We start from the raw sequence: 20001 nt of genomic DNA on the forward strand, positions 1-20001 counted from the left end.
AATACATGATGCTTATCCAAGAGAATGGTTTGCAGGTGCTCCGGTGGTCTTTGTTTTTTGCGGAGATCATTCCCTGAGCTGGAAAAGGCAGAAAGATGCAAAAGACCATGCTGATATTGATATTGCCATCATGGTTGATCATATTACGCTTGCTGCCACCGAGCAGGGACTTGCCACCTGCTGGATTTGTGCTTTTGATCCGGATAAGCTGCGTCAAATATTGGAACTCCCGGATCATCTCGAACCTCTGGTCGTTCTTCCCCTTGGTTATCCCGCTGACAGCGTTGACGAAAACCGGCATCAGCAAAGCAGAAAACCGGCAAACGATTTTGTTACCTTTTTATAATAAAAAGACCCCGGATACCGGGGCCTTTTACGCCAAACAGATAGAACCAATACTGCTTACTGGTTAGTCAAGAATTATTTTTTTTGAAAATGGTCTTCCTTTTAATGTAAATAAGACGGTATAAACACCACCTGATTCAACTGTAATCCGGCTGACATTTGCCTTGGATGAATAAATGATTCTTCCGGTGATATCGACAACTGCTATATTTTCAGGTATGTTTTCTTCTGCTGAAATATTGATGGTTTTTCCTGAAGCAAAAATCAATGGGAGTTTTACTGTTTCGTTATTGCTGGCGGAAGAAGTAATATCTGTAACTGATTGAACAGGAAGAATATGTAAGGTAAATCTACTGTCATCTGTGCCGTTTACTGAATAAAATGTATAATTCCCTTCCCGAAGATTAAAAACTTCTTTGGTGAAATGATCTTCTAAAATGAAATCAAAGTTTTCGTTCAGGTTGGTCAGGTCAAATTTGAAGGTATATTGTCCGTCAGCAGGGATATAGATGCCTAAAGGAACTGAAATTGACTGAGATGGCCGGTCAAAAGAACTGATAGCCAGATATTCATTTTTACCGGTGATGGTGTAGAGTTGGGGAACTGTTTTTTCAAATGAAAACATTTTCAGGGCGTCCCAGTCGGATTCAAAATTATCGGTGGTGTTGGGTTGAAATCTGATAATGGTTTCATCATTAAATTGATTACCGGATAATGTAATAGAAAGAAAATCATTATTCTGGATTTCCCTGAAATTGATAATATCGGATACGCGGGCATTGTTGTTTATGGTTAAATTGCCGCCCGAAGTGTTGTTGCAGATGACGAAAAATGCAGATGTCGGTGGAATAAGGTTGGTTCCACCGTTTTGTCCGATTCCGTTTACATAAGAAGTGATATTTTTCGATACAGGATCCCAGATATAGATGGCGTTATTGACATTGACCTTATTCCATCCATTTGATGTGTTCCAGTTTATTGTGGTAGGATAAGGATTCCCGACCAGATTATATCCTAACCCTCCATTTAAGGTTCTGGTTAAGTTAATGCTATAATCCCCATTATTGAATTGCCCGTCAAACCGAAGCGTTTTACCTGAGTTTTTCAGATAAACGTCATATCCTTTCATTACCTGAAAGGATTCATTGGCACCATGCCGGGTCCAGCTCCCCTGAGTCTCATTGTAAGAATACACAGCCATCCCTATAAAAGAATTTGTATTACCGTTTGACACAGGTGATGAGAAATAATGCCATCCGTCTGCTTCAATATAACGTTTGAATGAAACGGACCGCTGCCCGTTTATGATTCCTTTAACAAGCAGATTGCCTGTATTCGACTGTGTGGTTTCAATATTTATGCTACCGGAGCAACTGTATGTCCCTTCCACAACCACAGCCCCATATATTTCAAGGGTACTGTTTGAATTGACAGTCAGATCCTGACAGTTCAGAATGCCATAAACGATTACTTTTCCATAATTATTAATGGATACATTTTTATTCCCGTTATCAGCCAGAATATCGTTATAATCAATGATCAGTACCCCATAAATGGTCAGGTTCTGTGGAAAAGTGATGTCATTGGATATGAAAATCGTATCGCCTGCCGGCAAAATGTAAGGAGGAATATTGTTGTTTCGCCAGTTTTTTTGAGAAGACCAGTTCCCGTTGTCAATGGTATAATAGTTTGTTGAAGTTACATGAAAGCTGATCGTCAGAAAGTAACCCAGGATTATCAGTATGACAAATCTTCTATTCATGATTTTTGTTTGGCGTAAATAATATATCAAGCTATTTGCCGTACAAATAAATTGCAGATTTACAGGTAGTTACAGAAAATCATCTCATTATTGATTTTCTCAAAATGGGATTATTTTTCATATTTAATGAGAAATGTATAAATTGGAAATTTTACAAAATTAGAATTATTCTAAAAAATAGGTTGAAATTTTTAATGCTATGGTAATCAATCAGTATTAAAATCAATATCTGATAAAGAAAGGAATGTCAGGCGATTAAAGATATTGAATGATAATCTGAGATGTTTTACACTCAGGGCTAGAGTTTTGACATTTTATTAGCTATTGTCCGGAAATTTCTGGAGTTATTACTGAGAGATGAAGGATTTGATTTGGTTGAGATTGATTCAGGAATTAGCATTTCTTCATTCGAATAAGTTTTGATGGAACTGTTTTCTGTCTTGTTTAATTCTATATTTAATTCATTTTCAGTATCTTTCAGAAAAATCAGGGTGGTAATCATCTGATTAAACCAATCGTCATGGAGGAGAGGTATAAAAACTTCATTTTGTAAACTGGAGTCTTTAATGATTCTTAAATCTTTGATAATCCGTGCTTCCTGATAGTTGATGTGGCTGGAATGAGGAAATGCTGAGTGTTGAACAGCAAATAATGCCAAGGTCAGGAATAAAAAGTTTAATGTGATTTTTCGCATCAGTTTGATTTTGATAATCATTCTTCAAAAATCCTTCATAATCTATAAGTTAAACAAATTCAATTGGTTGTGTTTAAGCATGAATGAAAGTTTTTTCCAAAATTTAGAATTTTTCCAGCATTAAAAAAATCAAGGAAAGACGAATGCAGCTTTTCCCGATAATGATTAAAATTGAAGGAAATTTAAAATGCTGTTAAAAATGAAAATACTTGTACTGGGTGCCGGACTGGTCGGAAGGCCGATGGCACTTGATCTGGCTAATGATGCTGATTATAAGGTGGATGTAGCTGATGCCAATGATGAACGGCTGAAAAAACTTAAGGGAAATCCGGCCATAAATACCCTGCGATTGGATGCCGGTGATGAAAAAAAACTGAAAAGGACAGTCCAAAGCTACGATTTGATTGTCAATGCATTACCCGGATTTTTAGGATATCGGGTTACCAAATGGGTTATTGAATCAGGGATTAATCTGGTGGATATTTCCTTTTTTCCTGAAGATCCGGAACCGTTGGAAAAGTTAGCCATCGAAAAAAATATAACTGCAATGATTGATTGTGGTGTTGCACCAGGCATGAGCTATATTTTGGCTGGATTTGCCCATTATCAACTTATTGAAACACAGAAAATCAGAATTTATGTGGGTGGTTTGCCTGTTATCCGCAACTATCCGTTTGAATACAAGGCGGTGTTTAGTCCTGTTGATGTGATTGAGGAATATACAAGGCCTGCACGCTATGTTAAAGGCGGCCAAATAATTGTCATGCCTGCACTTTCAGAAGCTGAACTTATTGATTTCCCCAATCTCGGCACACTTGAAGCCTTCAATACAGATGGACTTCGTTCCATGCTGAAAAATATTCCTTGTCCGGATATGGTTGAGAAAACTTTACGTTATCCCGGGCATATTTCAAAAATTCAGTTTCTGAAGGATTGTGGTTTCTTCAGTGAAGAGTTGATTGATTATCAGGGTATTAAAATAAGACCTCTCGATTTTACCTCACAGATTCTTTTCCCTTTATGGAAACTGAATGAACATGAAAAAGACCTGACAATCATGACGGTTATTGTGGAAGGCATTTCAGGACATAATGGAGAAAAAATCAGGAAGATTTTCCGATGGGACCTGCTCGATACTTATGATGAAAAAACCGGTATTCACTCAATGGCCAGAACGACCGGATATACAGCTACTGCTGCAGTCAGGATGCTGACCTCAGGTATTTTCAGGCAAAAAGGGCTGATTTATCCGGAATTTATCGGGAAATATCCTGAATGTGTGGCATTTATGCTTGAATATTTGAAGAAAAGAGGTGTGAATTACATTTCCTCTACGGAAGAAACACTTTTGCCTGAAAATTAAAGGGGATAAGTTTTTTTTCAGTAAACTGAAATACAGGTCTATTCATCCCGCTCAAACTTGTATCTGACGTAATTTCCACCACCGGTTTCCTGGTCAAGCCACATTTCGTTGCTGGTCAGTTTAATAATGTCATAATAAATAGTTACATCATCCTGCTCAAAATAGATGCTTACTTTAGCTTTTGCATCTTCAAAATCCCATTTTGCAGGGTTATTATTCGGATTGCCATTAAACTCCATCACAAAAGAGCCATTATTCTCAAAAATCCAGACAACATTTCCCGCTACAGCGATTCCGTTCATTTCAATCACTTTCCAGCGGGCAGTCAGACGTGCCTTTTTGGTTGCAAGGGAAAAAGCCGGGCCTTCTTCATATTTACCACATGAACTCAGTAAAACGGTTATTAGTACGACCAGTGAGAATAAGGTTGATTTTTTTAACATACTTTTACAATTTAAGGTTTTGATTCTGTTGCAATGTTAATGTGAAGAGGGCAGATACACAAAAGAATTTTCATCTTTTCAAACGGACTTTAACAAAAGATATCAGTCTGTCTGTTCAGTGATAATGTAATAATTTTGCAGCCTTTTGCTAAATCATGTATTCTGTATCAAATATTTCGGTTTATTATCCGGGGAAAGAGCTGCTGAAGTCGGTTTCATTTATCATTAATCCCCGTGACAGAATTGGGCTTGTTGGAAAAAATGGGTCAGGGAAAACGACTTTACTGAATATAATAGCCGGAATAAAACAGGCTGATCAGGGAACAGTGGTGATTCCTGAGGGAAAAACCATTGGCTATCTGAGGCAGGAGCTTGGCAGATATGAGCAAAAATCGGTTATTGAGGAAGCTCTTGAAGCATTTCAGGAAGTCAATCAGATTGAAAAGGAATTAAATGAGCTGACGATCAGGCTTGAAAAAATGACGGATCATCATGATCAGCAGTACCTGAAACTTCTGAATATTTTGGCAGAAAAACATGATCGTCTGAATTTTCTGGATAAAGCCCGTCAGGAAAGTCATGTGGAAAAAATTCTGAAAGGTCTTGGCTTCAGCCCCGCTGATTTTAACAGAAAAATAACCGAATTCAGCGGAGGATGGCAGATGCGGGTCGAGATGGCAAAAATTCTCCTGCTCAGGCCTGATTTATTATTGCTTGATGAGCCTACCAATCATCTCGATATTGATTCTATTCTCTGGCTGGAGGATTTTCTTAAAAATTATCAGGGAGCCATGATCATTATTTCTCATGATAAAACTTTTCTGAATAATGTTTGTGAACGAACTATAGAAGTAGTTAACGGCAGTATTCACGATTATAAGTTGAGGTATGATGATTTTCTGGCTTTTCGTGAACAACGGCTTGAAACTCAGCGAAATGCTCAAAAAAATCAGCAACGTTACATTGAGCAGCAGGAAAGATTTATCGAAAGGTTCAGGGCTAAAAATACTAAAGCAAAACAGGTCAGGTCGAAATTAAAGAGACTTGAGAAAATTGAAAGAATTGAACTGGATGAAACAGATAATGCCCAGATAAAATTCAGATTCCCCAAAGCACCTCATTCAGGTCAGCTTATTTTTGACTGCAGTCAGCTGGTGAAAAAATATGGAGAGAAAACAGTTTTAAACGGTATCGACTTTCGGATCGACAGGGGAGACCGTATTGCTTTTGTTGGAAAAAACGGAGAAGGTAAAACAACACTTGTCAAAATATTGATGAAACTTGAAAAATATGAAGGGGAGATTAAGTTCGGCCATCAGATTAAAACGGGTTATTATGCTCAGATTCAGGAACATACCTTAGATGAATCGCTGACAGTTTATGAAACTATTGAAAGAGAAGCAAGCGGTGAGTTTTCTGGAATACAGAAAATTCGTACCCTGCTGGGTGTGTTTCTGTTTGGCGATGAAGACATGGATAAAAAGGTGAAGGTGCTTTCAGGTGGCGAGAAATCGAGGCTTGCCCTTGCCAGACTTTTACTGAAGACCTCCAATGTGCTGATTTTAGATGAACCTACCAACCATTTGGATATCAGTTCAAAAGAGGTTTTAAAAAGTGCATTGAAGGAGTTTGACGGGACTTTGATCCTGGTTTCTCACGACAGGGATTTCATGGAAGGGCTGACCAACAAAACTTTTGAGTTTTCAGGAGGAAGGATTATAGAACATCCCGGGCCGATCAACAAATTTCTTGAACATCATCATGTTGAAACTTTCAGGGCATTTGAAATAAACTTAAAAGCATCCTTGAAAAAATCTCCTGCGCCTTCTGATGACAACCGGAATAAAAACAGCCCTACCAGTTTTCAGAAGCGTAAAGAAAGCGAAAAGGAACTTAAAAAGCTGAAAAATAAAATTTCATCAACAGAAAGGCAAATTGAGCAACTTGAGAACCAACTGAAAGAGATCGAAGATAAAATGCATCATCCCGATTATTTTTCAAATCCTGGTCATGCATTAAAACTCAGTGAAGACTATTCCAATATCAAAGCATCAATCGATCAGAAAATGGAAGAGTGGGAAGAGATAGTTACCAGATTTAATGAATTGAACGACAATTTATTGTAGGCCAACCCGTTTTCTCAGAGTCAGAAAAGCTTTGTACAAATCATTTACATTTCCGGCTGCCTGCAGTTCAAAAGAAGAAATGTTTTTCTTTTCATTGGTAGTTGGGGTGGTAAAAGAATATTCAATACAGGAACCTGATTTACAGGCAATTTTGACATTTTTACCGGAAACAGAAAAAGTTACGTTTGCCAGGTCAAAATTGTAGGTAGCCGCTGAGTTTTTGTCAAAAAAGTTTTCGGTATAGGTACATTTGGTCTTCAATGAACTCAGGTTGTAAAAATTTGCATTGGTTTTAATGGCTTTGTTGTTAATCCACTCGATGGTCTTAACCTTGTCAAAGCTTTCATTGAAACCTTGTGCAAAAAGCAATAAGGGTATCATCAAGGCTGAAAAAACAATTATCTTTTTCATAATGCTGTTTTTTTTACAGCGTAAAGATAAAAATTTTTTTTAGCCCGGTTACTTAAAATTATTTTCCTTCGAGCCACCTGATAATCTCAGGATCATCGGGACTGGTTCGTGGTGGAACGACCTTCACAAGAACTCCCTTTTCATCAATCAGGAATTTCTGGAAATTCCAGCTGACTTTTTCAGAAAATTTACCATTTAAGTTTTTGTCGGTGAGCCATTTATAGACAGGATGCATGTTGTCGCCTGTTACTTTTATTTTGCTCATCATCGGGAAGGTGACCCCGTAGTTGACGGAGCAAAATTTTTGAATATCCTCATTTGAGCCTGGCTCCTGATTAAGAAAATCGTTTGAAGGGAAACCAATAATCACCAGCCCTTTGGACTGATATTTCTTGTAAAGCGATTCAAGTTTGTCATATTGTGGTGTAAATCCGCATTTTGAAGCCGTATTTACAATAATTACCTTTTTACCTTTAAGGCTTGAAAACTTAAATTCTTTACCTTCAATAGTGGTAGCTTTCAGCTCATAAAAATTGCTGATTTGTGCATTGGAAATCTGAGTGAAAAATGTTGCAAGCATCATCAATAAAAAATATTTTTTCATGGAACAATTAATTTAAATTTGTTAGTGTATAAAATCACAGTAATAAAACAATAAACATACAAAACATTAATTTGTTCATCATTAATTTACATTTTTGCGGGCAAGGCTATTCAATACGAAATTCTTTAAACCAATTATATGAAACAAGTACAATTAATTATTGCATCATTACTGTTGTCAGTAGTCATGCTTAGCTTCAAAAGCTATTCTCAGCCAACTTTTTCAACTGCTATTGAATACAATGATTATATCATTGATTTACAAAATAAAATAGTAGCTGGAATTCAGGATTTTGTTACAGAGGTATCTGAAGGTGATAAAACAAGTGCAATGAACAGCCTGAATGACATGATAGCAATCATCGACAATTGTCTGAAAGAGCTTAATACAATGGGACCATGGGAAAGTAATACTGCTTTCCGGGATGCTGCAGTCGAGTTATTCAAATTCTACAAGTCAGTTGGACAGAATGAGTATGTAGAGTTTGTTGATATTAAATTTAAGCCTGAACTTACCGATGATGATTATGCCAAACTACAGGCAATTGTTGACCGTATCAGTGAAAAGGAAAAGATTTATGATGAAAAGTTCGCTACTGCCCAGCAAAACTTTGCCGATGAATTTGGTTTTACCATTGAGGGAAGCAAACAATCAGGTGGCTCAAAATACACGGAACCCTCAGTTCAGAAAAACATGCCTGAAAAGAGCCTTTCCGTAGTGAAAATGTTTTTAGACTACATGATTGCCGGGAATCAGGAGATGATGAAAGATTTAATATCACCGGATTTTAAAAAGGCTAATAAACTGGATAAAGCAACATACAGGGTAAACAATTACGGGCTGACAGGCTTTGTCATATTTGCCTACAATGATGCCAAAAAACAATTTACCTGTCATATTTGGGGCAGTGAAAAAAGTTGGGTTCACGAACTGGTGTTCACAGTAGCCGAAGTGAAAGGCAAATGGTATATCGTACCTTCCTCTTTTGACGGGGAATGGGTTGATCCATGGACCAGCGTCAATGCTTATGTAAACGAATAATCAGTTTTCGATGAGTTAAAAAAAAGGCTGTCATCTGACAGCCTTTTTTACTATGAAAAGAATTATGAATCAGTTAAGCAGCTTTTTCATTAAAAACCGCAATTTGTTGTATGCAAATTCATTTTTCCTGACATAATTCACTGCCCCAAGTTTGATCGAAGTTATGGCTACTTCCATATCTTCCTGACTGGAACACATAATCACCTTTATATCAGGATTATATTCTTTTATCCTTTTTAGTGTTTCTATTCCATCTATGCCTTTCATTTCATAATCCAGAATAATGACGTCCGGATTTTTGTCAAGATGCTTCAGACATTCGCTTCCACTACTGAATATCATTACGTTATTGTAATTCTCCTTTTTAAAATTATAGCTGAAAATTTTGTGATAAATTGGATCGTCATCAACGATAAAGATTAATGGCCGTGCTGTAAAACTGTTCAAAACCGGAAATTTAGACATTTAATTTTACTAACAATATGCCAATCAAGGTTTATATTTTAAACAATTTTAAACTCCTTATTTATTCCTTTCTAACAGGGATTTTTTAAGTTAACTGAAAGGTGCTATCCCTGAATTTAAAAATTTTTATTGAAAAATTTTCCAAGATTTAGAAAGACAGTTGTAAATTGAGACGAAATTTTTAGCCTTTAATTCTTCATAAAACAAGCAATTCATGGAGTCATTCAAAATATTTATTGTGGAAGATGACAGACTGTACGGAGAACTACTTGCCTTTAACTTATCATTAAACCCTGATTATGAGGTGGAATTGTTCACAACCGGACAAGAATGTGTTTCCAACCTGTATAAAAATCCCTCTGCCATATCATTGGATTATTCCCTACCCGATATGACCGGTTTTGAAGTACTTGAGAAAATTAAAAAATACAATCCTGAGATACCTGTTGTGATAGTTTCCGGGCAGGAAGACGTATCGACAGCAGTTGGTCTGCTCAAAAAGGGAGCATACGATTACATAGTGAAGGATGAAGATACCAAAGACAGGTTATGGAACTGTATGAAAAACATCAGGGAAAACCTTAGCCTTAAAAAAGAAATTCTGGAGTTAAAGGAAGAAATCGGGAAAAAATACGAATTCACTTCGGTCATTAAAGGAAACAGCCCGTCCATACAGAAGGCATTCAGACTCATGGAAAAAGCTACCAAAACAAATATCACGGTTTCAATTTCCGGAGAAACCGGTACTGGTAAAGAGTTGGTTGCCAAGGCTATACATTATAATTCCGACAGAGCCAAAAAACCTTTTGTGGCAGTTAATATGACAGCTATTCCACGTGAACTGATAGAAAGTGAATTGTTTGGACACGAAAAAGGTGCATTTACCGGAGCAGCCATACGAAGAATAGGGAAATTTGAAGAGGCGCATAAAGGAACTATTTTTCTGGATGAGATTGCTGAAATGGATTTAAGCCTGCAATCAAAGATCCTCCGGGTACTTCAGGAAAAGGAAGTAACCAGAGTTGGTGGAAATCAGGTCATTAAGCTCGATGTCAGAGTCATTGTCGCTACGCATAAAAATCTGGCTGAAGAGGTTAAAAAAGGAAATTTCAGGGAAGATTTATATTACAGGCTGCTGGGGCTCCCCATTGAATTACCACCCCTTAGAGAAAGAGGAAATGATATTCTCATTTTAGCTAAGTATTTTGTTGATGAATTCTGCAAGGAAAATAAATTACCGAAGCTGACTTTTACTCAGGCTGCTCAGGAAAAACTCATGAAATATCCTTTTCCCGGAAATGTCAGGGAATTAAAAGCAGTTGTTGAACTTGCCAGTGTGATGACCAATAATAACTATATTGATGCTGAAGATATTACCTTTAATTCAGCATCGCAAACGACAGATTTTCTGCTTGAGGAAAATACCCTTCGTACCTACATCCAGCAGATTGTTTCTCATTACCTTAAAAAATATGACAATAATATCGTATTAGTTGCACAGAAACTTGATATTGGAAAGTCAACTATTTACAGAATGTTAAAAAATGGTGAAATTGAATTAAACTGACAATGAATAATAAAATTTATGATCTGGCAAATCTGAAATCCATGATCGGAGATGATGAAACTGCCATAAAGGAATTTGTTTCGCTGTTTATCGAAACTTCAGCTGAAACACTTGAGGAACTTAATCAGGCCTTTCAGTCAAAAGACTTTTCACAAGTCGGAAGTCTGGCGCATAAGTTAAAATCCTCCATTGACCTGATGGGCATAGAATCTCTGAAGGAAGAAATCAGAAAGATTGAGCGTATCGGTAAAGAAATGACTGATCTTGAGCTATTACCCACTTTAATAGAAAAGTTGAACGATGGGATTGAAATAGCCAGAAACGAGATGAAAAAAGACATTTTAGATTGATTGTATGTTATTTCTGCAATGCAGTTTTTGTGGTGAAAAAAGACTTTATAACAGATCAGACTACCGGTGCAGTTGTGGAAATTTTTATGACATTAAAGTCAGTAATGATTTCAGGATCAATGAAAATCTATCGGGTTTCTGGCGTTTTCTTAGCGTTTTGCCTTTAGAAGAAGAATCAGATATTATAGGATTTGGAGAGCAATATACCCCGCTCGAATTATCGAAAATCAACAACCAAAATGTCTGGATAAAACATGATTATCTGTTCCCTTCCGGTTCGTACAAAGACAGAGGAGCGGCTGTGCTCATCAGCAGGTTAAAACAAGAGGGGATTCATGAAATTGTTGAAGATTCTTCCGGTAATGCCGGAGCTTCTATTGCCTGTTATGCTGCCAGGGCAGGAATCAAATGCAGGATAGTTGTACCGGAAGAAACATCAGGGAACAAAATCCGTCAGATATCAGCCTATGGTGCCAATGTGATTAAAGTCTCCGGAGGAAGGGAAAGAGCTGCAGCTGAAGCCATAAGATTATCTTCACAAATTTATTATGCCAGCCACGTATCTAATCCCTTGTTTTATCAGGGTATTAAAACGCTGGCATACGAACTGGTTGACCAGTTTAAAGGTAAATTTCCCGATAAAATTATCATTCCTGTCGGAAATGGTACATTGACCATCGGTCTTTTCCTCGGTTTTTCAGAAATGATAAAATACCAGCTAATTCAAAAGATGCCGGCAATTATTGGTGTTCAGGCTGAGAATTGTGCTCCCATGGCTGGGGAGGTGGCAGGGGTGTTAAAACCTGACATAATGAAAACAATTGCTGAAGGAATTGCCATTTCAAATCCTCGAAGAAAAAATCAGATTATCAACGCTATTCTTGGCTCCGGAGGTTGTTTTCTGACGGTTTCGGAAGACGAGATAATAAATGCCCTTCACAATGCCATGCTTCAGGGTTATTTCATCGAACCGACTTCTGCTGTGGTTTGGGCAGCTTTTTCCAGATATATTCACCTTTTTGACAATAACGAAATTAATATTCTTATCCTGACCGGACATGGTTTAAAAACATCAGTTAAACAATAACATCCCGATTTATGAAGCGATTAATCACATTAATTTTCACTGTACAGGCATTTTTTTCCAATGCACAGCTTAAAGAAAAACTTGAGCAATATTTTAAATTTCAGGGGTTTGTCAATCTTCAGGCTTTTTACGATACCCGGCAGAATCTTGAGGCACGGGAAGGAATGTTTACTTTTTATCCCTTAAATGCAAAATACGATAACAACGGAGTCGATTTAAATGCAAAAGATAACCTGAATTTTCTGGCCATGACCACCCGTTTGGGGGTGAACATTCAGGGGGGAAATGCATTAGGAGCAAAACTTTCCGGTTTAATTGAAACTGATTTTACCGGGGTGAGTAATAATGATAATAATGGTTTGCGTTTGCGTCATGCTTATCTGACACTTGACTGGGAAAAAAGAAAATTACTGATTGGGCATTACTGGCATCCGCTTTACGTTCCGGAAGCTCCGGTCAACAGTATCGCACTGAATTCAGGTGCTCCGTTTCACTCATTTTCACGTATAAATCAGCTTCGTTATACAGAACAGCTTGGTCATTTAAGCTTGATTGGTGTTGCAGGTACTCAGCTTGATTATACCAATGAAGGCCCTGTTGGCAGAACACCTGATTATATGCAGAATGCAGTAATCCCCAACCTTCACCTTCAGTTTCATTATAAGCTTGAAAATCATTTGTTGGGAGCAGGTGTTGATTATAAAATTCTGGTGCCTTCTCTGGTTACTGCCAAGGGATTTGCTACCCATTCTTCAATAGATTCCTGGGCTTTACTTCTTTTTTCCAGATCTGATTTTGGGAAATATCAGCTCAAACTTCAGGCAGTCTGGGGACAAAATCTGACCGATCATCTCATGCTGGGCGGCTATGCTGAAGCAAAAGTGGATACTATAAAAGAAAATATTGCATATACGACCATCGATCAGCTTTCAGCCTGGATGGTATTTGAAAAAATGAAGGGTGATTTCCGACCCGGCATTTTCTGTGGCTATCTGAAGAATCTTGGAGCAGCCGTCCCTGTTGAAGGCAAAAGTTATGGAAGAGGCATTGATATTGGCTATGTTTACCGCATCGGCCCACGTTTGGTTTATTGGGCAGGTAAGCTGATGTTGGCTCTCGAACTTGAATATACCGTTGCTGCCTACGGAACACCGGACACCCGCCTTTTGGTCCGTAATACAAAGGAATACGCTAACCTGCGGTCATTACTCGGTGCTTTTTATTTTTTCTGAAATATACATAAAAACAATCATGAAAAACACAATTAATTTTGAAACATGCAGCAAATGCGGTGAATGTGCCGATGTCTGTCCTTCCGACATTATCCTGAAAAGCGATGACGGAAATTATTTTTTTCCTGAAGAACTGGAATATTTATGTGTAAAGTGTTGCCAATGTATGGCGGTTTGTCCTACCAACAGTGTAAAGGTAAATGGTTTTGAATATGGAAAAGATGTGATTGATTTGCAACATGATATTCCTGATTATCAGCATTTTGTTAACTTATTGGCCACAAGACGATCTGTCAGAAATTTTAAAGACAAGGAAGTTCCTGATGAGTTGATACAGAAAATCATTGATAGTCTTGCTTTTATGCCATTTGGATTTGAAAGTGGTGTGATACAGATTACGGTAGTCAATAACCGGAAAAAACTCAGGGAATCATTACCGTTATTCTCAGCATTTTATGATAAAATGGTTGACTGGATGGCTAATCCAATATCTCACTTTTTCATGAAAAGAGCGATGCATCCCGCAATGTATGCAACTGTAAAAGACCATTTATTGCCCATCATTAAGTCAGGGCATTATAAGCTTGAATCGGGTGATGACAATATTTTAAGGAATGCACCCTGCATGCTGATTTTTCATTCACGACTGAATGCCCCTGAGCATCTTGAAGATTGCTGGATTGCCACGACCATTGCCATGTTTTCAGCCATAACCCTTGGACTTGGAAGCACCATTATCGGCTTAGTCCCTCCTGCACTGAACAAAGGTAAAGGTATTAAAGAAGTATTTGCCATTCCTGAAGAAAATGAAGTAATATCAGCTTTGATTCTCGGTTATCCAAAGTATAAAATGAAGAAAACCGTGAATAGACCCAAAAATAATATCAACTGGTTAAAATAGGGTGTAATTTGAACGTAATCAGTTAGATAAGGTTTGTTAATAAAATAACAAAAGAATTTGCACAATCCATCATTTCCCCCTTACATTTGCCTCAGATTTTAATTAAAGCTTAAAAATAATGAGTGTAAAATACATTGAGCATATCGGTATTGCTGTAAAAGACCTTCAGACAGCCATACCTTTTTTTGAAAAACTTTTGGGAACTAAATGCTATGCTGTTGAAGAGGTTAAAGAGCAAAAAGTGAAAACTGCTTTTTTTCAGATAGGTCAAACCAAAATTGAATTGCTTGAATCGACTGATCCCGAAGGGCCAATAGGAAAATTTATTGAAAAGAAAGGGGAAGGGATTCATCATCTGGCATTTGCAGTCGAGGATATTGAGAAATGTCTGACAAAGGTAGAGCTTGACGGAATCAGCCTGATTGATAAGACACCGAGAAAGGGCGCTGAAGGGCTCGATATAGCGTTTTTACATCCCAAATCGACATTTGGTGTTTTAACTGAATTTTGTGAAAAAAAGTAAAGTGTAGAACGATGAGTATGCAGGATAAAATAAAAGAATTACTGGAGCTGAGAGAAAAAGCCCGCATGGGGGGAGGGGAAAAGAAAATTGCCAGCCAGCATCAGAAAGGAAAATTTACTGCCCGTGAGCGTCTCGATATGTTGCTTGACGAAGGGAGTTTTGAGGAATTCGATATGTTTGTTTCGCACCGTTGTATCGATTTTGGACTTGGGGAAGAACATTACCTTTCAGATGGGGTGGTTACCGGCTACGGAACCATTGATGGCAGGCTCGTCTATGTGTTTTCACAGGATTTTACGGTTTTTGGCGGTTCGCTTTCCGAAATGTTTGCCGCAAAAATCTGCAAGATCATGGATAAAGCCATCAAAGTGGGAGCTCCGGTCATTGGTATAAACGACAGCGGGGGAGCACGCATTCAGGAAGGCGTAAAAAGTCTTGGGGGTTATGCTGAAATTTTCCAGCGAAATATTCTTGCTTCTGGCCTGATTCCACAGATTTCGGCTATTTTTGGCCCTTGTGCCGGTGGGGCTGTATATTCACCCGCTCTGACCGATTTTAATATTATGACCAAAAAAACGAGCTACATGTTCGTTACCGGTCCTAAGGTAGTTAAATCAGTTACAGGTGAAGAAGTAACATCGGAAGAGCTTGGCGGAGCAATGGTACATTCAACCCGAAGCGGAGTTGCTCATTTTGTTTCAGATACGGAGGAAGAAGGCATCATGCTGATTCGAAAACTGCTGAGTTTTCTCCCACAGAACAATCTGGAGGATCCCCCCCTGGCTTTCTGTGATGATCCTATTGACAGGCTTGAAGATTCATTGAATGAGATTATTCCGGAAAGCACGCAGAAACCTTATGATGTCAAACAGGTCATAGAAGCCATAGTCGATTATCATGAGTATCTGGAAGTTCAGCGTGATTATGCTCCGAATATTGTAACAGCTTTTGCCCGTTTCAACGGAATGTCAGTCGGCATTGTGGCCAATCAGCCAAATTATCTTGCCGGAGTTCTCGACATTAATGCTTCGAGGAAGGCCGCACGTTTTGTCCGTTTTTGCGATGCTTTCAATATTCCGATAGTAACTTTGGTTGATGTACCCGGATTTTTACCCGGAACTGCCCAGGAATATGGCGGAATTATCCTGCATGGAGCAAAACTTTTGTATGCCTACGGAGAAGCAACAGTTCCCAAGGTAACTGTTATTTTGAGAAAGGCTTATGGTGGTGCTTACGATGTGATGAGTTCAAAACATCTCAGGGGTGACATTAATTATGCCTGGCCGGGTGCTGAAATTGCCGTCATGGGGCCGAAAGGAGCCATCGAGGTATTGCTCAGCCGTGAACTTTCCAGCATTGAAGATGAAAAGGCTAAAATAGCTTTCCTCATGCAAAAGGAAGAAGAATATAAACAGAAATTTGCCAACCCTTATGTGGCTGCCAAACATGGTTATCTGGATGATGTTATTGAGCCACGAAATACACGTTTCAGAATCATCAGGGCCTTGCAGTCTTTAGCCACCAAAAAGGATGTTAATCCGCCTAAAAAACATTCAAATTTACCTCTTTAATTGAATAAAAATGGAAGTTTTTTATAGTTTGGTTTTATTGATAAGCCTTCAGGAAGGGGGAGGGGTGGTTCGTGAATCTGCACGACAGTTTCAGGAATTGGATCCCTATGGAGGAGCAATGGCTCTTATAGCCATGTCGGTGGTTTTTTTATCATTGTTGATTCTCTATCTTGCCTTTTATAACATTTCAGTTTACCTGAATCGTTATTTGCAGCGCAAAGCACTCAGAAAAAAAGGAATTACGGGAATCACAACCTCTCTGAAAGAAGAACATTCCGGTGAAATCAATGCAGCCATTGCCATGGCTATTTATTTATATAGCGAACAGATTCACGATCTGGAAAGCCTGAAACTGACCATCAACAGGGTTTCAAGGACTTATTCTCCATGGAGCTCAAAAATTTACGGTCTCAGGCAAATACCACAAAAGATGCATCAGCCACATCAGATTAAATTAGTTAATGTTAAAAATGTTAAGAAATGAAAAACTTTAAGTTCATTATTAATGGCAATGAATATAGTGTTTCAATTGAAAATATTGAAGATAACGTAGCAGATGTTGAAGTAAACGGGACGCATTATAAGGTTGAATTGCAGAAGGAAATTAAAATGACCAAAACACCTAAACTGGTACGACCGGTGGCAGTTCCTACCACGGATGTGGCAAAAACGACACCAACGGGAAGTACGACACCGGTTCAGGTATCGGAAAATGACTACAATGTAATGTCGCCATTGCCGGGAGTTATTCTTGAAATTAAAGTTAAACCCGGGGATGTTGTCAGTGTAGGGCAGCGTCTGATGCTCATCGAAGCCATGAAAATGGAAAACCATATTGATGCCGATCGTGCCGGTAAGGTTAAGTCAATAAATGTTAATGTGGGCGACAACGTGATGCAGGGAGATGTTCTTTTGGTAATTGGAGAGTAATTATGAAAACAGGTTTTGGAAATTTCATATTAGATCATATCGGGCAGTTTTTCGGATATACTGCCTTTGCCAATATTACATGGGGAAATGTAATTATGATAGTGGTCGGTTTAATTTTTATTTATCTGGCCATTACCAAAGAATATGAACCTTTGTTACTGATCCCGATAGGATTCGGAATGATCATAGGCAATATTCCTTTCTGGGGATCGGAGCATACAGCACTCACGGATCCTCTTAATTTGAAAATAGGTATTTATCAGAAAGGAAGTGTTTTAAATTACCTGTATTTTGGTGTCATTCAGGGGGTTTATCCACCGCTGATCTTTTTAGGAATAGGGGCAATGACCGATTTTTCGGCATTATTATCAAACCCAAGACTGATTTTAATCGGTGCTGCCGCACAATTGGGAATTTTTGGGGCTTATACCCTTGCACTATTATTAGGATTTACACCTGAACAGGCAGGAGCTATCGGAATTATTGGTGGTGCTGATGGCCCGACAGCCATCTTTCTTTCATCAAAACTGGCTCCCGAACTTATGGGTGCTATTGCTGTGTCTGCATATTCATATATGGCACTTGTGCCTGTAATTCAGCCACCGGTCATGCGACTGCTGACTACTCCTAAGGAAAGACTTATCCGTATGAAACCTCCACGCAGTGTTTCCCGCCTTGAAAAGATATTATTTCCAATAATTGGCTTAATCCTGACTACCTTTATTGTTCCGGCAGGTCTGCCGCTTTTGGGTATGTTGTTTTTTGGTAATTTACTGAAAGAAAGTGGGGTAACCCGGAGGCTTGCCGATACAGCCAAAGGACCTTTGATTGATATTGTTACTATTATGATTGGCCTTACTGTGGGTGCATCCACTCAGGCTTCTACTTTTCTGACAACAAAATCTATCGGAATTTTTGTATTGGGAGCTTCTTCCTTTATCATTGCCACTGCTGGCGGGGTACTCTTTGTGAAATTTATCAATTTATTTCTTAAAGAAGGAGATAAAATAAATCCCCTGATCGGAAATGCCGGAGTGTCAGCTGTACCCGACAGTGCCAGAGTTTCTCAGATCATCGGACTTGAATATGATAAAACCAATCATTTGCTGATGCATGCCATGGCTCCCAATGTTGCCGGAGTGATTGGAAGCGCTGTTGCTGCCGGTATTTTACTGAGCTTTCTCTACTAAGTGTAGAGGGTGGCGATAATTGTTCTGGTACGTCCTCCATACCTGAATTCACAGAGGTAAATGCCTTGCCATGTCCCCAGTGCAAGCCGGTAACCTGTAATGGGAATGGTCAGCGATACACCTGTCAGCGTTGATTTTACGTGAGCCGGCATATCGTCTCTCCCTTCCATGGTATGGGTGTAAAAAGTTTCATTTTCACGTGCCAGCAGGTCAAACGACTTATCCATATCATGAAGGACGGAAGAGTCACTGTTTTCATTGATACTCAGGCCTGCCGAAGTGTGACAGATAAACAGGTTCAACAGTCCTTTTTCCGGTAATTCGCCCAAGGCTTGTAAAACCTCTTTTGTAATCAGGTGAAAACCTTTTCCTTTTGGCGGTATTTTAATTTCTTTCTGGATGATCATAGCGGGGCAAAGATAGAGCGTTTGCCGCTTCGTATTTATTATTCTTTGTTTGATTGTTTTCAATGTGAACTGAATCAGACAGGTATTAATTCTGTCAATTAAATCTTCAATCAGGTTGATATTTTCAGGAAAATCGAAAATTGTGAAAGAAGTGGATTATTTTTGCCATAACTAAGAATATAAAAACCGATGAAGGAATCTTTCAGGAAAAGTTTATTGGAATGGTACCAGAAGAATAAAAGAGATTTACCATGGCGTCAGACCAGAGATCCTTATGTGATATGGATAACGGAAATAATATTTCAGCAGACCAGAATTGAACAAGGCTTGCCTTATTATTACAGGTTTATCGAAAAATTTCCTGACATTCAAAGTCTTGCCAGGGCAACGGAAGATGAGGTAATGAAGGTATGGCAGGGACTCGGTTATTATTCACGGGCAAGGAACATGCAAGAGACAGCAAAGGTCGTTGCTGAGCAATTTCAGGGTGTTTTCCCGGAAGATTATTCTGCATTAAAAAAGCTCAAAGGCATTGGTGATTATACTGCATCGCTGATAGCCAGTGTTTGTTTCGGTCAGCCTTATGCTGTACTGGATGGAAATGTATTCAGGGTTGTTTCAAGAATAAAGTCTATTTCGGAACCCATCAATACTACGGGAGGGAAGAAGGTCTTTCAGCAGGAATGCAATAGTTTGCTTGATAAACAGAATCCGGGAGATTTCAATCAGGCTATGATGGAACTTGGCGCTCTGATATGTAAACCTCAGCAGCCGGAATGCCCGGTTTGTCCGGTAGCTGACTTTTGCATGGCTTTTAAACAAAATACACAAGTTACTTTTCCTGTTAAACTACCGCGGGAAAAACTAAAGGAAAGGTTTCTGAGTTTTATCTTTATCAGATCAGGAGAAAAAATTCTTATCGGGAAGCGAAACACAAATGACATCTGGAAATCTTTGTATCAGTTACCATTGATCGAAAAACAAAAACC

Annotated in this window: 22 protein-coding genes; 15 read left to right on the forward strand and 7 right to left on the reverse strand. The window is 38.6% G+C overall.

The genetic code is table 11. The annotated features are described in order from the left end of the window. Positions 1 to 346 (forward strand): nitroreductase (locus tag GX437_02305; protein ID NLJ06481.1); only part of this gene is annotated, 346 nt, incomplete at its 5' end. Positions 347 to 409: 63 nt separating this feature from the next. Here the strand turns inward: GX437_02305 and GX437_02310 are convergent. Both GX437_02310 and GX437_02315 read right to left on the reverse strand, forming a co-directional pair. Then, positions 410 to 2107, reverse strand: a complete 1698-nt coding sequence (locus GX437_02310) for a hypothetical protein (GenBank protein NLJ06482.1) — start codon at positions 2105 to 2107, stop codon at positions 410 to 412. Positions 2108 to 2405: 298 nt separating this feature from the next. Further along, the gene (locus tag GX437_02315) at positions 2406 to 2801 is read right to left on the reverse strand and encodes a hypothetical protein (protein ID NLJ06483.1); all 396 of its coding nucleotides are present in this window, start codon (positions 2799 to 2801) and stop codon (positions 2406 to 2408) included. A gap of 187 nt (positions 2802 to 2988) precedes the next feature. On the opposite strand from GX437_02315, the gene GX437_02320 reads away from it, so the two are divergent. Continuing rightward, the gene (locus GX437_02320) at positions 2989 to 4164 is read left to right on the forward strand and encodes a saccharopine dehydrogenase (protein ID NLJ06484.1); all 1176 of its coding nucleotides are present in this window, start codon (positions 2989 to 2991) and stop codon (positions 4162 to 4164) included. 38 nt (positions 4165 to 4202) lie between these two features. Here the strand turns inward: GX437_02320 and GX437_02325 are convergent, their stop codons facing one another. Then, complete coding sequence (locus tag GX437_02325) at positions 4203 to 4607, reverse strand: hypothetical protein (GenBank protein ID NLJ06485.1); 405 nt, start codon at positions 4605 to 4607, stop codon at positions 4203 to 4205. A 155-nt stretch (positions 4608 to 4762) separates the two neighbouring features. On the opposite strand from GX437_02325, the gene GX437_02330 reads away from it, so the two are divergent. Beyond that, positions 4763 to 6733, forward strand: a complete 1971-nt coding sequence (locus GX437_02330; protein ID NLJ06486.1) for an ABC-F family ATP-binding cassette domain-containing protein — start codon at positions 4763 to 4765, stop codon at positions 6731 to 6733. On the opposite strand, the gene GX437_02335 is transcribed toward GX437_02330, so the two are convergent. Both GX437_02335 and GX437_02340 read right to left on the reverse strand, forming a co-directional pair. Then, the gene (locus tag GX437_02335; GenBank protein ID NLJ06487.1) at positions 6725 to 7144 is read right to left on the reverse strand and encodes a hypothetical protein; all 420 of its coding nucleotides are present in this window, start codon (positions 7142 to 7144) and stop codon (positions 6725 to 6727) included. The two genes, GX437_02330 and GX437_02335, sit on opposite strands and share 9 nt — an antisense overlap. Positions 7145 to 7202: 58 nt before the next feature. Next, entirely contained in the window at positions 7203 to 7727 is a 525-nt protein-coding gene (locus tag GX437_02340; protein NLJ06488.1) for a glutathione peroxidase, read from the reverse strand. 159 nt (positions 7728 to 7886) lie between these two features. Between GX437_02340 and GX437_02345 the strand changes: the two genes are divergently transcribed. Beyond that, a complete protein-coding gene (locus GX437_02345) occupies positions 7887 to 8789 on the forward strand; it encodes a hypothetical protein (protein NLJ06489.1) in 903 nt (300 codons plus the stop codon). Positions 8790 to 8858: 69 nt separating this feature from the next. Here GX437_02345 and GX437_02350 read toward each other — a convergent pair whose 3' ends face one another. After that, on the reverse strand, positions 8859 to 9236 hold the full coding sequence (locus GX437_02350; protein NLJ06490.1) for a response regulator: 378 nt from the start codon (positions 9234 to 9236) through the stop codon (positions 8859 to 8861). 232 nt (positions 9237 to 9468) lie between these two features. On the opposite strand from GX437_02350, the gene GX437_02355 reads away from it, so the two are divergent. From GX437_02355 to GX437_02400, 10 genes are all read left to right on the forward strand, one after another. Then, positions 9469 to 10821: a sigma-54-dependent Fis family transcriptional regulator gene (locus GX437_02355; protein NLJ06491.1), complete on the forward strand. Its 1353-nt coding sequence runs from the start codon at positions 9469 to 9471 to the stop codon at positions 10819 to 10821. 2 nt (positions 10822 to 10823) lie between these two features. Beyond that, a complete protein-coding gene (locus GX437_02360; GenBank protein NLJ06492.1) occupies positions 10824 to 11171 on the forward strand; it encodes an Hpt domain-containing protein in 348 nt (115 codons plus the stop codon). Between the two features lie 4 nt (positions 11172 to 11175). Beyond that, entirely contained in the window at positions 11176 to 12258 is a 1083-nt protein-coding gene (locus GX437_02365; protein ID NLJ06493.1) for a pyridoxal-phosphate dependent enzyme, read from the forward strand. Positions 12259 to 12269: 11 nt separating this feature from the next. Next, complete coding sequence (locus GX437_02370) at positions 12270 to 13490, forward strand: hypothetical protein (GenBank protein NLJ06494.1); 1221 nt, start codon at positions 12270 to 12272, stop codon at positions 13488 to 13490. Positions 13491 to 13509: 19 nt separating this feature from the next. Continuing rightward, entirely contained in the window at positions 13510 to 14391 is an 882-nt protein-coding gene (locus tag GX437_02375) for a 4Fe-4S binding protein (protein NLJ06495.1), read from the forward strand. A 118-nt stretch (positions 14392 to 14509) separates the two neighbouring features. Continuing rightward, entirely contained in the window at positions 14510 to 14914 is a 405-nt protein-coding gene (gene mce / locus GX437_02380) for a methylmalonyl-CoA epimerase (protein ID NLJ06496.1), read from the forward strand. Positions 14915 to 14925: 11 nt separating this feature from the next. Next, positions 14926 to 16485, forward strand: a complete 1560-nt coding sequence (locus GX437_02385; protein ID NLJ06497.1) for an acyl-CoA carboxylase subunit beta — start codon at positions 14926 to 14928, stop codon at positions 16483 to 16485. A gap of 10 nt (positions 16486 to 16495) precedes the next feature. Further along, the gene (locus tag GX437_02390; protein ID NLJ06498.1) at positions 16496 to 16969 is read left to right on the forward strand and encodes an OadG family protein; all 474 of its coding nucleotides are present in this window, start codon (positions 16496 to 16498) and stop codon (positions 16967 to 16969) included. Next, positions 16966 to 17415 carry an acetyl-CoA carboxylase biotin carboxyl carrier protein subunit gene (locus GX437_02395; GenBank protein NLJ06499.1) on the forward strand — a complete coding sequence of 150 codons (450 nt, stop codon included), beginning with the start codon at positions 16966 to 16968 and terminating at the stop codon, positions 17413 to 17415. The genes GX437_02390 and GX437_02395 overlap by 4 nt, the downstream gene beginning before the upstream one ends. A gap of 2 nt (positions 17416 to 17417) precedes the next feature. Beyond that, positions 17418 to 18605 carry a sodium ion-translocating decarboxylase subunit beta gene (locus tag GX437_02400; GenBank protein ID NLJ06500.1) on the forward strand — a complete coding sequence of 396 codons (1188 nt, stop codon included), beginning with the start codon at positions 17418 to 17420 and terminating at the stop codon, positions 18603 to 18605. On the opposite strand, the gene GX437_02405 is transcribed toward GX437_02400, so the two are convergent. Beyond that, a complete protein-coding gene (locus GX437_02405; protein NLJ06501.1) occupies positions 18602 to 19012 on the reverse strand; it encodes a YjbQ family protein in 411 nt (136 codons plus the stop codon). The two genes, GX437_02400 and GX437_02405, sit on opposite strands and share 4 nt — an antisense overlap. Positions 19013 to 19201: 189 nt before the next feature. On the opposite strand from GX437_02405, the gene mutY reads away from it, so the two are divergent. Further along, positions 19202 to 20001 (forward strand): A/G-specific adenine glycosylase (gene mutY / locus GX437_02410; protein ID NLJ06502.1); only part of this gene is annotated, 800 nt, incomplete at its 3' end.

It is taken from the genome of Sphingobacteriales bacterium (assembly GCA_012517435.1).
Classification (GTDB): domain Bacteria; phylum Bacteroidota; class Bacteroidia; order CAILMK01; family JAAYUY01; genus JAAYUY01.